At 56.4% G+C, this 13,126-nt stretch carries 11 protein-coding genes and 2 pseudogenes; 3 read left to right on the forward strand and 10 right to left on the reverse strand.

From position 1 onward, the window contains the following. From AAC035_RS10755 to AAC035_RS10790, 8 genes are all read right to left on the reverse strand, one after another. A partial coding sequence (locus tag AAC035_RS10755; RefSeq protein WP_339803742.1) for an ATP-binding protein occupies nucleotides 1-1,200 on the reverse strand: 1,200 nt, incomplete at its 3' end. 35 nt (nucleotides 1,201-1,235) lie between these two features. Then, a complete protein-coding gene (aroB, locus tag AAC035_RS10760; protein WP_339803746.1) occupies nucleotides 1,236-2,324 on the reverse strand; it encodes a 3-dehydroquinate synthase in 1,089 nt (362 codons plus the stop codon). Then, nucleotides 2,317-2,883, reverse strand: coding sequence for a shikimate kinase AroK (gene aroK / locus AAC035_RS10765; protein ID WP_339803749.1), 567 nt, complete (start codon nucleotides 2,881-2,883; stop codon nucleotides 2,317-2,319). Before aroK ends, aroB begins: the two co-directional genes overlap by 8 nt. Nucleotides 2,884-2,975: 92 nt before the next feature. After that, nucleotides 2,976-5,072 carry a type IV pilus secretin PilQ gene (locus AAC035_RS10770; RefSeq protein ID WP_339803752.1) on the reverse strand — a complete coding sequence of 699 codons (2,097 nt, stop codon included), beginning with the start codon at nucleotides 5,070-5,072 and terminating at the stop codon, nucleotides 2,976-2,978. Between the two features lie 68 nt (nucleotides 5,073-5,140). Further along, the gene (locus AAC035_RS10775) at nucleotides 5,141-5,683 is read right to left on the reverse strand and encodes a pilus assembly protein PilP (RefSeq protein WP_339803754.1); all 543 of its coding nucleotides are present in this window, start codon (nucleotides 5,681-5,683) and stop codon (nucleotides 5,141-5,143) included. 2 nt (nucleotides 5,684-5,685) lie between these two features. After that, nucleotides 5,686-6,297 carry a type 4a pilus biogenesis protein PilO gene (pilO, locus tag AAC035_RS10780; RefSeq protein WP_339803756.1) on the reverse strand — a complete coding sequence of 204 codons (612 nt, stop codon included), beginning with the start codon at nucleotides 6,295-6,297 and terminating at the stop codon, nucleotides 5,686-5,688. Beyond that, a complete protein-coding gene (locus AAC035_RS10785; protein WP_339803759.1) occupies nucleotides 6,294-6,860 on the reverse strand; it encodes a PilN domain-containing protein in 567 nt (188 codons plus the stop codon). The genes pilO and AAC035_RS10785 overlap by 4 nt, the downstream gene beginning before the upstream one ends. Further along, a complete protein-coding gene (locus AAC035_RS10790) occupies nucleotides 6,860-7,924 on the reverse strand; it encodes a pilus assembly protein PilM (RefSeq protein ID WP_339803762.1) in 1,065 nt (354 codons plus the stop codon). The genes AAC035_RS10785 and AAC035_RS10790 overlap by 1 nt, the downstream gene beginning before the upstream one ends. A gap of 396 nt (nucleotides 7,925-8,320) precedes the next feature. On the opposite strand from AAC035_RS10790, the pseudogene AAC035_RS10795 reads away from it, so the two are divergent. Together AAC035_RS10795 and AAC035_RS10800 are read left to right on the forward strand one after the other, a co-directional pair. Then, nucleotides 8,321-8,814: pseudogene (locus AAC035_RS10795) on the forward strand (transglycosylase domain-containing protein); the annotation flags it as partial. Nucleotides 8,815-8,985: 171 nt separating this feature from the next. Next, a complete protein-coding gene (locus AAC035_RS10800; protein ID WP_339803770.1) occupies nucleotides 8,986-10,665 on the forward strand; it encodes a penicillin-binding transpeptidase domain-containing protein in 1,680 nt (559 codons plus the stop codon). 88 nt (nucleotides 10,666-10,753) lie between these two features. On the opposite strand, the gene AAC035_RS10805 is transcribed toward AAC035_RS10800, so the two are convergent. Both AAC035_RS10805 and rpmE read right to left on the reverse strand, forming a co-directional pair. Next, nucleotides 10,754-12,019, reverse strand: a complete 1,266-nt coding sequence (locus AAC035_RS10805) for a malic enzyme-like NAD(P)-binding protein (protein ID WP_339803764.1) — start codon at nucleotides 12,017-12,019, stop codon at nucleotides 10,754-10,756. 271 nt (nucleotides 12,020-12,290) lie between these two features. After that, the gene (gene rpmE / locus AAC035_RS10810; RefSeq protein ID WP_339803767.1) at nucleotides 12,291-12,515 is read right to left on the reverse strand and encodes a 50S ribosomal protein L31; all 225 of its coding nucleotides are present in this window, start codon (nucleotides 12,513-12,515) and stop codon (nucleotides 12,291-12,293) included. 257 nt (nucleotides 12,516-12,772) lie between these two features. Here rpmE and AAC035_RS10815 point away from each other — a divergent pair. After that, a pseudogene (locus AAC035_RS10815) lies at nucleotides 12,773-13,126 on the forward strand (primosomal protein N'); the annotation flags it as partial.

Consider the following 13,126-nt stretch of genomic DNA (forward strand, 5'->3'; position numbering starts at 1 on the left):
TGGCTCTGGCTCTGGCTCTGGCTCTGGCTCTGGCAGACCAGCGTTGCTGATTTCTTCGCCGGTGTCCCGCAAAAATTCCCCGGCAGGCTCAACAATTGGGGTTTCCTCGGAGTCGGTCAGCACTGGAGCTGACACCTCAACCCCGTTTTGCGGCACCGAAGATACGATCTCGTCGCCTTCAGGGATCATTCTTTCACCGGAGCCTGCTGGTACGTAAGATTCCGTTTCGGGCCCTATGGTAATCACCGACCGGGTTATGGGCTCAGAGACCGCCAGCGGCGACGCTTCACGTTCGACCGCATCGTCGTACTGACGTGACACCACCCACCAAGATACCGATAGCAACGCCAGCGCAAGAACTGCCCAGCGGGCATGACGAAACCAGCCAGCCAGCCCCGAAACCGCAAGGGAAGGCCCCTTTACCGAGGCCATATCAAGCCAAACCGCCGGTGCCGTCCGTCGCAGCCGACCAAAACTGCCCTGACTCAACACAAATATGGAATCAATACGACGCCGAGACAAGAGCTCTTCCACATTTCCGCCGGCTTTGGCAACCCGGGGCTTGAGAAACTGCTCGATATCATCGCGGCCCAGGGCAGGGAGATCTATATGGTGCACCGACTCGGCCAGCGGGGCGCCTTTGCCACCGGAGAGCGTATCCTCCAGCCCCGGCTGGCCAGTGAGCACCGGGATCGCGGCAGCAGCCGGATCACTGGCCAGAAATGCACTCACCAGCAGGCTGATTACGCCCGGCGCAGCCTGATCCGCGTCGTCAAGTAACAGGACCTGGCGCCGACCCTTTCGGGTGGCATCACAGGACTGCTCCATGTAGCGAACTATCAGATCACCGGGATCCTCGCCTTGCGGTACAGGCCTCTGCAGGGCCATGTACAGGGCTTTGACGAGAGTTTCCCGGTTGGCAAGTGCGGCCGTGGGAAGCCAGACAAACTCCAGTCGCGACGACTCACTGCGAACCAGCTCACCCAGCAACCGGGTTTTACCAAAGCCGTGGCCTCCGGTCAGTACCAGAACCATGTCCCCGAAACCGCACAAATGGCGCAGGGTTTCCAGGGCGTGCTGACGCTGAGCATCCGGAAAAAAAGGCGACTCCATGGCCAGCGGATCCTCGCGCAGCCCGAAGCGTTGCTGAAGTCTCGGGAACAGACCTCCGCCCTCAAGAGTACTGAGTTCATCACTCATGACCTGATCCCACTCCTTGACTACATGCGTGACGGTTACCGGCAGAACGCCATCAGCGTCTCGTTCAGCGCAGCTCCGGCAAATTCGGAGGTGACCGTTGCGCCACCTATCCGTTGCAGCAACACCAGTCGCAGTGCGCCGTCCACGTTTTTCTTGTCAACCGCCATCAGCGACATAAAACGATCCGGCGTCATATCCCGGGGCGGCGCCTCAGGAAGCCCTGCCCGGATAATCAGTGAGCGGGCACGCTCCTGATCTTGCAGCGAGAGCCAGCCTAGCCGCACGGAAAGATCCACTGCCATCAGCATGCCGGCACCAACGGCCTCACCGTGCAACCAGTTGCCATAACCTGCGTGGGTTTCGATGGCATGACCAAAGGTGTGCCCAAGATTTAGAATAGCCCTCAAACCACCTTCACGCTCATCCTGCGCAACGACATCGGCCTTGCAGAGACAGGAGCGATAGATCGCCTCGGTCAGCGCTGCCGGATCCAGCCCGACGAGTTCTTCAACATGCTCCTCCAGCCACCCCAGAAATTCGGGATCGCGTATCAGGCCATACTTGATCACTTCTGCCAGACCCGCAGAAACTTCTCTGGGCGGCAGCGTCTGGAGGGTATCCGTATCAATCAGCACCCCTGCCGGCTGGTGGAAAGCACCAATCATGTTTTTCCCCAGCGGGTGATTGATGCCGGTCTTACCGCCAACCGACGAATCCACCTGCGACAACAACGTTGTGGGAATCTGGATAAACGCCACACCCCGTTGGTAGCAAGCGGCTGCGAAGCCCGTCATATCGCCGACCACGCCACCACCGAGAGCCACCAGCGTGGTCTTTCTGGAATGCTGATGCTGCAGCAGATCATCGAAAATCAGATTGAGCGTCTCCCAGTTCTTGTAAGCCTCGCCATCCGGTAACACCACCGTGTCGGTTACCTTGCCCGGAAAGCTTGCCCTGGTCTGGGCAAGATACAAAGGTGCGACCGTGGTGTTGGTGACGATCATGACCCGATCGCCCGCCACCCACTCATTGAGATTGCTCCGCCCCAGCAGGCTGTCACCGATGCGGATCGGATAACTGCGCTCACCCAGTTCGACGATCAGCTCCTGAACGACACTAGACATGATTCCGATCCTCCTTTTTTACTTTACGGCGCTGCCGGGGCGTTCGCGGATTCAGCCGGTTGATGATCTGTCGGACTACCAGACGCGGGCTCTTCCGGTCTGTATGCATAATGATATCCGCCAGCCCGGTATAAATAGGGTCGCGAATGGCGAACAGGTGACGTAACACCGCCTCCGGATCCTCATTCTGCAGTAACGGGCGGTTACGGTCTTTACTGGTTCGCTCGATCTGCTGTTCCAGCGAAGCCTTGAGATAAACCACCACCGCATCCTTTTTCAGAAATTCGTGGTTGTCGTCTCTCATGACGGCGCCTCCGCCGGTCGCCAGCACGACCCGAGTGTCATCCGCCAGTTCCCGGAGAATGGCTGACTCCCGCTGGCGAAAACCAGCCTCGCCCTCTACGTCAAAGATCCACGGAATATCTGCGCCGCAGCGTTCTTCAATAACCCTGTCAGAGTCCTGGAACTGAAAGCCAAGCTCTCGGGACAGCAGTCGTCCTATGGTGCTTTTGCCAGCCCCCATGGGCCCCACCAGGACGATTCTTTTTGGTAACTGCATCAGTCATGCTCCCGAATCTACAGGCGGGAGAGAATATCACAAACACAAAAAAGCCGCCGGTGTGAGGCGGCGGCTTTGAAGCTTTCAGATGGTCAGTTGATCAGGTCGCCCTGGAGTATCTTGGGCGTGATGAATATCAGCAGCTCACTACGCTCATTAAGATGCGTGGTTCTTCTGAAGAGTGCGCCCAGATAAGGAATGTCACCGAGAACAGGCGTCTTGGTGACATTCGTTGCCACCTCAGACTGGAATATCCCTCCCAGGACGACCGTTTCGCCATTACCTACGAGAACCTGCGTGGTGACCTCATTGGTATTGATGCTGGGAATACCCGCAGTCACTTCACCTCTTGAGTCCTGATTGACCCTCAAATCCATAATAATCTTGTTATCGGGTGTAATCTGGGGTGTCACCTCCAGAGACAGTAACGCTTCCTTGAACGATACCGACGTGGCACCGCTGGACGAGGCTTTCTGGTACGGAATCTCTTCACCCGACTTGATGGTAGCGGTCTGGCGGTCGGCGGTAACTACCCTGGGCTGTGAAACCAGCTCAGCCTTGCCATCACTTTCCAGCGCGGAAAGCTCAAGGTCTATCAGGAAGTTATCGCTACCCCAGCCGATCGCAAAACTGGAAGCACCCGCATCTGAAACCCCAAGGTCAACGGCCAGCGCACCCGGGAATGAAATTACACCGCTGCCACCTCCGGCTGCATCTCTTGTTTCCTGCAAGGTTCCAAGCCCACCACCCACAGAGAACACGTTATCACCACTCACATCATAGGCCGCGCCACCCCAGCGAATACCCAGGCTTTCCGCGACGTTGGTCTGGGCACGGACGATTCTGGCTTCGATAGATACCTGCCTGACCGCAATGTCCCAGGTATTGATCAGTCGGCGAATTTCTTCAATCTTCTGGTTGGTTTCCCGTACGCTGATGGTGTTGGTTCTCACATCCGAGGAAATAAACCCGCGGCTGGATATCAGCTCCTGATCTTCACGAATCAACTGAACGATATCGGACGCCTTGGCGTAGTTGATCTGCAGTATTTCCAACCTGACCGGCGCCAGCTCAGCAATTTGCTTGTTCGTCTCAAGCTCCAGGCGCTCTCTTGCCGCAATTTCTTCGGCAGGCGCAACCAGAAGCACGTTACCGATCTGGCGCTGATCCAGCCCCTTCGTTTTCAGAATAAGATCAAGAGCCTGATCCCAGGGTACATTCTGGAGCCGCAAGGTAATGCTACCGCTGACCGTGTCGCTTGCCACCAGGTTGAGCCCGGTAAAGTCGGCAATCAGCTGCAGCACCGAACGTACTTCGATATCCTGGAAGTTCAGGGAGAGTTTGTCGCCAGTGTAGGGGAAACGCTCCTCGCGACGGCGCTCCGATTCCTCTTCAGTCAGCTGCTCGATGCTGACCGTAAACCGCGAGCCAGACTGGTAGGCGATATAGTCATAGGCACCCTGGGGACGAATCTCGACCACCGCATCCCGTCCCTCGGTGAAGGTATCGACCCGGGTCACAGGCGTTGCAAAATCAGTCACATCAAGACGGCGCCGCAGCTCGGAGGGCACCGAAGCCTCATCCATGACCAGACGGATCCGGCCACCGGTTTCGGTCAGTGCTACCGGGATCCTGCTGCTGGAAAGATCAACAATCACCCGACCCTCGCCATTCTCACCCCTGCGGAAATCAACACCGGTAATAGCCGGTCCCGCAGATGCAGTGGCGCGCGCCTGAGAAGCACCTGTTGATGCAGACTCCCCAGCGGAAGAAGATTCCGGCGAAACGGCAACGGCAGACGATTCACTTGCCCCGTTACCGATGGTAATAATCAGCTGGTTACCCCTTCTCTCGCTCTCATAGGGCGTGAGCTCAACCAGATTAAAAATCAGCCTGGTCCGGTCGCGGGTCTCTACCACCGTCATACTCTGGGTATTGCCACCACCCAGAGATACATTCCGGTCTTCCAGAGCACTTTCTGCACCCGGTATATCAATGGCGATACGGGCAGGTCGTTCGATGGTATAGCCGCTCGGTTCCGGCGGCGCACCATCGAAAGTCAATGTAACTTCGGTGCGGTCCCCCGAGAGCGAGGTGAATTCCACATCCTGAAGAGTAACAGCATTAGCCAGGCCTGTTACCAAGCCCAGAGCTGCCGCGCTGATCCATACGGTGAGTTTTCTGAACATTGCTAGCCTCGACCCCAAAACTTGTTTTACGTACTTGTGTTTTTCTGTCGTCATTGCCCTGCCACTCCTTAGCCTTCATCCAGTGACAGGGATCGCGGACGCTCTACCCATCCACCCTGGCCATTCGGTACGATTTCCATCAGCTCCACACGGGTTTCCGATACACCAACAATTCTTCCGTAATTCGACCCCATGTAATTACCCTGACGAACCCGGTGCACGCCACCGTCGCTATCAGCGATAAGCGCGAACACCCGACCGTCAAGACCGGTCAGCGTGCCCACCATCGTAAGATCCGTCAGTCCGTAATTCTCAAGCACCTCACGAGGCCGATCCAGGTCCGGCTCTACCGAGCTGTCCGGCGACTCATCCAGCATGGTGAGCTGGACATCAATCGGTGGTTCAAACGGTGCCCGGCGATCCGCCGCAGAGTAACTGAAGGCCTCATAGGCACTGAATTCAGGTAACGGTTCAACGTGGCCCCGTGGTTTGGCTCGGGTTTCCGCCATAAACTGATCCAGATCTGCAAAACCATTGCCCTGAGAGCAGCCTGACAAAAGTGCCACACATATCATACCGAGCCAGAGCTTAACTGCATGTTGTCCAGCCATCCTCATTCTCCTGCCCGATAGCGGTAAGTTCTTGCCACAACCTGCATATCAAGCTGGTCAGCATTACCGCCTCTTGGTTGAATGGTGAAGTCATGCAAAGTCACAATCCTCGGCAGACCGGCAACACTGCTCACAAACGAGGCCAGCTCGTGGTAAGAGCCACTGACCTGGATATTTATCGGCAACTCCACATAGAAATCCCGCCGCTGCTCCGCCTGCAAGGCGATCTGCTGGAGGGCAAGCCCGCTTCCCAGCGCAGTATTGGTTATGTCTTCCAGCAGGCCAGGAACCTCGGTATCACTGGGCAGTTGGCGAACCAGTGCGCCGAAAGTTTCTTCCATCTCGACCATCTGCTGCTTGAACACCTCGAGATTGGCAACCTGATAGGCCTTGCTTTCGTATTGCTGGCGCAGCTCTGATTCCTGCTGTTCTACCCGTTCCAGCTGCGCATAGCGATCCTTTACGAAGAACCAGTAACCCCCGCCGATGATCAGGCCGGCAATAACCAGAGCAACAATCGCCTTGACCGGCGCAGGCCAGATCCCTGCGTTATTGACATCAAGATCGTTGATATCAAACTCATTCATTTTCTTGAGAGAGTCAGAAAAACTCATTGCTCATCTCCCTCCTCGACTTCCGGCGTGGTCTGGGTGACCGACAGATTGAACTGGCTGTAACCCGCCCGCCGGTCGTCAGCCGCCGAGACGTTGGTCAGATTCGGGCTCTGAAACCAGTCCGAACGCTCGAAATTGCGCATCAGTGTCGATATGCGGCTGTTTGACTCAGCCATACCTACTACGGTCACCAGCTCACCAGTCTTGCGCAGATCCGAATAAAACAGGCCGTCTGGCAGGGTTCTCACCAGCTCATCAAAGACCCGGACGATAACCGGACGCTTGCCTTGCAGGTCCTGAATGACTTCCATGCGCGCGAGCAACTCCGCACGCTGACGACGCAGGTTTTCTATTTCCTGGATCTGGCTGTCAAGTTGCCGGGAGGCGGTCTGGATGTAGGCATTTCTTGATTGCTGGTAGGCAATCCGGTTATCGAGATCGGTCTTCCATAGAAACGACAAACCGGCAGCCACGATGGCGGCTCCGATCAGCAGGGCAATGAAGCGGTTTTGCTTGTCCTTGCGGAGTTCTTCACGCCAGGGCCTGAGGTTAATATTTGCCATCAGTCGAAGCTCCTCATCGCCAGCCCGCAGGCAATCATCAGGGAAGGGGCGTCGTTTGCGAGGGCAGAGGCATTCACCCGTGACCCTACTGCCATATCCGAGAAGGGATTCGCCACAATCGTCGTGGTTGCGGTTTTTTCCTCAACCATGTCCGCCAGGCGCGGGATAGACGCGGTACCGCCAGCAAGAATCACATAATCAACGGCGTTGTACTGACTGGCGCCGAAGAAAAACTGCAGTGCCCGTGCAACCTGCTGTACCACTGCTTCGCGGAAGGGCTCAAGCACTTCCGATTCGTAATCGTCCGGAAGGCCACCCTGCTTTTTGGCCAGGCCGGCTTCTTCAACCGACAGCCCGTATCGGCGCTGAATTTCCTCGGTGAGCTGCTTGCCACCAAAGATCTGCTCGCGGGTATAAACTGTTTTGCCGCCCGCAAGAACGCTCAGCGTGGTCATGGTCGCGCCAACATCAACGATGGCCACCACCAGCTCCTCACCGTGTCCTTCAAGCTGGGATTCGATCAATGAGTAAGCCCGTTCCAGTGCGTAGGCTTCGACGTCGACGATTTTTGCATCGAGGCCCGCAATATCCAGTGCACTTTCGCGGACCTCAACGTTTTCCCGGCGACAGGCGGCCAGCAGTACATCGACCTGATCGGGATTCGATTCGGAAGCGCCCTGAACCTCAAAATCAATGGCCACTTCATCGAGGGGATAGGGGATATACTGATCAGCCTCAAGCGCGATCTGATCTTCCATCTCAAACTCGTTGAGACCGGAATTCATCTGGATCACCTTGGTAATAACAGCAGAGCCCGAAACCGCAACAGCGGCGAGCTTGACGCCCGTGCGGGCTTTACTGACAACACGCTTGATCGCCTCACCAACAGCCTCGGCGTCGGTGATGTTTTTCTCGACAACCGCATTAGCCGGCAGCGGTTCGACAGCGTGACTCTCAACTTTAAAGCGACTGCCTTGCCTAGACAGCTCCAGCAGCTTGACTGAGCTTGAACTAATGTCCACACCCAGCACGGTACTGGACTTTTTACCTAGCAATCCAAACACGCGCTCACCCTATTCCTGGACAACTACCTGGACTACCGAAGACTGGCCTCGACCAGCAACCGGTCAGATTACGCAGACACATATGGCAAACCTGCGCAGCAGTTCCCTTTATATGTTTTTTATGTAAGAGAATTTCCCGTTAATTACGTCTACAATGCCACGAACTTGTTTTGGGAAGTCTGCCAGAGGTTAATTGTTGCACCCCTGACCTAAAGCAATTTCTCAAATCATAGACCTATATCCAACAGTTGTCAGAAAAAAATGCCCCGACTGATTACAGCATCACGCTTCTTTGCCTGGTTTGTCCTTTTAGGGGCAAGCATTGCCATGCTTGTCGCCTCAGGATTCTATTTATACCTTCGCCCAGGCCTTCCGCCGGTCCATCAACTGATGGATATGCGCCTGCAAACACCCCTCAGGGTCTACACTTCTGACAGCAAATTAATAGCAGAATTCGGTGAAAAGAGAAGGACGCCTGTCACAATCGAACAAGTCCCGGATATGCAGCTCAAGGCATTCCTGGCTGCCGAAGACGCCCGCTTCTACGAACACTTCGGGGTCGATATAAAGGGCCTCGCCCGGGCGACCATCGAACTGGTGACCACCGGTGAAATCCAGTCCGGTGGCAGCACTATCACCATGCAGGTCGCCAAAAACTACTTCCTGACGAGTTTACCCGGAAATTCAATGAAATACTGCTGTCACTCCAGATCGAGCGCGAGCTGGACAAAGACCAGATTTTCGAGCTGTACCTCAACAAGATCTACCTGGGCAACCGCGCCTATGGCCTGGCGGCCGCGGCACAGGTCTACTACGACCAGCCTCTGAGGGACCTGACCCTGGCTCAAATGGCCATGATTGCAGGCCTGCCGAAAGCTCCGTCAGCCTACAACCCGCTGGCAAACCCGGAGCGTGCGCTGATTCGCCGGAACTGGATTCTCGGCCGGATGCGAGATCTGGACTTTATCAGCCTGAGCGATTTTGAAGAGGCATCAACCGCCCCCCTCACCGCCCGCTTCAACTCCGCGCGAACCGAAGTGAGCGCTGACTACGTGGCAGAAATGGCCCGCGCAGAGCTGTATGCGCGCTATGGCGAAGCCGCCTATAACGATGGACTGAAAGTATTCCTGACAGTCAGCAGCAAGGAACAGATCGCCGCCACTGACGCCTTGCAGAAGGGCCTCGAAGCCTATGATCGGCGCCACGGGTATCGCGGCCCGGTCGCCAGCATAGACCTTCCCGAACCGGAAAATTTCAGCACAGCGCTGGAGCCCTTCCCGAGAGTCGAGTCGCTCTATCCCGCCCTGGTCACTGACATTGACGACGGGGAGGGTATCGCCAGAGTCTTTTCCAGACACCTTGGTGAAGCCCTGATGACCTTCGAAAGTGCGGCCTGGGCTCGACGGTACCGGTCAGAGAACAGCCTTGGTCCTGAGCCGTCACAACTTACCGACATAATGTCAGTGGGAGACGTTATCTATGTGCGTCGTGCCTCCCGACTCGAAGACGTTGCCCCGGAAACCGAAGAACCCGTGTCCGACGACAACCGGGAAGACAACGCCGTGCCGCTTATTCAGCCCCTGAGCGTCATCCTTGCACAGATTCCCGATATTCAGGGCGCGCTGGTATCCCTGGATGCTCACACCGGCGGCATTCTGGCCCTCGCCGGCGGTTACAGCTTCAACCAGACCAAATACAATCGCGCAGTACAGGCGAGGCGGCAACCCGGCTCAATTTTCAAACCTTTCATCTATCTTTCCGCACTTGAGCAAGGCATGACTGCTGCCACCATCTATAACGATTCCCCCATCGTCTACGATAACGACCAGCTGGAGGCCGCCTGGCGTCCGCAGAACTCCGGCGGCCAGTTCCTGGGCCCCACCCGGCTCAGGGAAGCCCTGTACCGGTCAAGAAACCTGGTATCCATTCGCCTGCTTCAGGACCTTGGCATTGGTTCCACATTCCGCTTCCTGGACCAGATCGGCGTGCCTACCGAAAATCTGCAACGGGATCTGTCGTTGGCACTGGGCAGCGGGTCACTGACGCCCATGGATATGGCACGTGGTTTCGCAGTGCTGGCAAACGGTGGTTATGACGTACACCCTTATCTGATCCAGTCAGTGGAAGACAGCCAGGGCGAAATCCTGTTCGAGGCAGCCTCCGTCATCAAATGTGACCGGAACTGTGATGAACCCGGTGCCGACGGGGTTGTGGATCCCGCATTGGGCTTCCCTGCCGCCCGGATTGCCAGGCGGGTGGCCGATGAGCGCTCGGTCTATATTCTGCATTCGATGCTGAAAGACGTAATCACCCGAGGCACCGGGACCCGCGCGCGCAGCCTCAACCGCAGCGATCTGGCCGGCAAAACAGGCACCACCAACGAGCAGCGGGATGCCTGGTTTGCAGGCTTCAATCATCAGATTGCCACCACCACCTGGGTCGGATTCGACCAGCCAGCCCCAATGGGTCGCAATGAGTTTGGCGCAACCGCAGCGCTTCCGATCTGGTCTGATTTCATGGCGGTGGCTCTTCAGGACCAGCCTGAGTCTTCAATGCCCCGACCGAACGGCATTGTAAGCGTAAGAATTGATCCGGAAACCGGGAAACGGGCCCGCCCGGGACAGTCCGGAGCGGTGTTTGAAATCTTTACCGAAGAGACCGCACCGGCCCAGGAAGCCAGGAACAACAATCAGCGGGGCGGAAGCAACGGAGAGCCGTCAATACCGCAGAACCTGTTCTGATTCCGCGACAAGGCAGAACCCCTGAAGCGAAGCCAAAAAAAACCGACGGCCATGGCCGTCGGTTTTTTTATGCCCGGAGAAACTCGTTTTAACGAATGTCATCCATGGACTTGAGCGGGTAATGCTCAGGGTATCCCTTGCCGGCAACACCTGAATCAACCGCTGCACGAGCAACAGCCGCAGGTACCACTTCCAGCAGGCGGATATCCATCGGCTTCGGAATGATGTATTCCCGACCGAATTCCAGACTATCCACGCCATAGGCCTGACAAATCTCGGCAGGAACCGGCTCTTTGGCCAGTTCGCGAATAGCATGAACCGCTGCCACCTTCATTTCTTCGTTGATCTGGGTTGCACGAACATCCAGGGCACCGCGGAAAATGAACGGGAAGCCAAGCACGTTGTTAACCTGGTTCGGATAGTCCGAACGGCCAGTTGCCATGATCAGGTCACTGCGGGCAGCCAGAGCCAGCTCTGGCCGGATTTCGGGGTCCGGGTTGGAGCAGGCAAAAATGATCGGATTCGGTGCCATTTTGTTGAGCTGATCAACGGTGAACAGATCCGGACCGGAAAGGCCGAGGAACACGTCAGCGCCGTCAATCGCATCATCAAGGGTACGCTTGTCGGTATCGTTAGCAAACATTGCCTTGTACTGGTTCAGGTCATCACGTCCGGAATGGATGACGCCCTTACGATCCAGCATGTAGATGTTTTCAGAACGCACACCGCAGCTGACCAGCAACTTCATGCAGGCAATAGCTGCTGCACCGGCACCCAGGCAAACCACTTTGGCTTCTTCGATTTTCTTGCCCTGCAACTCCAGAGCGTTGATCATGCCGGCCGCCGTTACAATCGCGGTACCGTGCTGATCATCGTGGAAGATGGGGACGTTGCACTTTTCAATCAGCGCGCGCTCGATCTCAAAGCACTCGGGCGCCTTGATGTCTTCAAGGTTGATGCCGCCAAAGGTGTCGGCAATGCGTTCAACCGTTTCGATAAAGGCCTGAGGGCTTTCTGAAGTCACCTCAATATCGAAAACATCAATACCGGCAAAGCGCTTAAAAAGAACACCCTTGCCTTCCATCACCGGCTTGCTGGCCAGCGGGCCCAGGTTACCAAGCCCCAGAATGGCGGTACCGTCTGAGATAACCGCAACAAGGTTACCTTTACCAGTATATTTGTAAGCGTTCTCGGGGTCCCTGGCGATCTCGCGGACCGGCTCGGCTACCCCGGGGCTGTATGCCAGGGAAAGATCACGGGCGGTCTGAGTGGGTTTGGTGATTTCAACACTCAGTTTACCAGGCCGCGGCTTGGCGTGATATTCAAGGGCTGCTTCTTTCAGATCTTGAGACATTGCCACTGTTCCGTTTGTCACGTTTATATAAAAGGAAGGAGATACGCTGCGTCAGCAAGGCCAAAAACCAGAGACCTGCCAGAGCTCTACCTCTTTTCTACCTGTCGCTTGCAGGTATGAGCGCGCCATTATGGCGTGAAGGCCATGAGCAGACAAGGGTCGCCGCTCAGCCTGCCAATAAATTGCCTGCATACCGTAATGCAAAAAAGGCGCACTTCCCATAGGGAGCGCACCTTTTCCGGAATCACTGCCAGCCCGAAGGGGCAGACAGTCAGTCAGTTTTCTTGGAAGCAATACGGCCGCCAAAACGCTTCTGGAAGCGATCAATACGACCACCTGTGTCCATAACCTTCTGCTTGCCGGTATAGAAAGGGTGGCACTGTGAACACACATCCAGCTGAAGGTCGTGGCCAACAGTTGAACGGGTCTTGATCACGTTACCGCAGCTGCAGGTTGCGGTGATCTCGTTGTACTTGGGATGAATACCTTCTTTCATGGCGAACCTCTTACGGTCATGCCGCCACCCGATCAGCCGGTACAGATCAACGATCTGCCGGGTGTCAGGCACCGCATGCTTGAATCAATGGAAGCGACGGAGCAAAGTACACCCCGCCAGAAACAGACCGCGCATCTTACTGCCATTCCTTCGGCTGCGCAAGAATTAGACATATTCAGATGGCCGCTGCACGGAACCTCGCCTTGCTGTAATCTTTGCCTGAAATGTCCGCCCCTTGTTGTATGACCGGAGCTAACGTGTCGACCACCATCCGCATTGCCTTGAACAGACCGATACGCCGGTTATTCGACTATAAAGGCCCCGCGGACCCGGCAGCGCCCCTCCAGCCCGGGCAGCGGGTAAGAGTGCCGTTTGGCAGGCAGTCAGCGGTCGGCATTGTTACCGAAACCGGCGTCACCCCTCCCGAGGGCATTACCCTGAAGCCCGTTCAGTGCGCGTTGGAAGACTGGCCACTGATTCCGCAGGAAACCCTTCAACTGCTGACCTGGGCGGCAAACTATTATCAGCATCCGCTGGGGGAGTGTCTGTTCACGGCGCTGCCGCCCGCACTGCGCAAGGGACACGCGGCAGTATTAAAGGAGGAGGCCAGC

Origin of the sequence: uncultured Marinobacter sp. (genome assembly GCF_963974375.1) — a bacterium.
In the GTDB taxonomy this organism is placed as follows: Bacteria; Pseudomonadota; Gammaproteobacteria; order Pseudomonadales; family Oleiphilaceae; genus Marinobacter.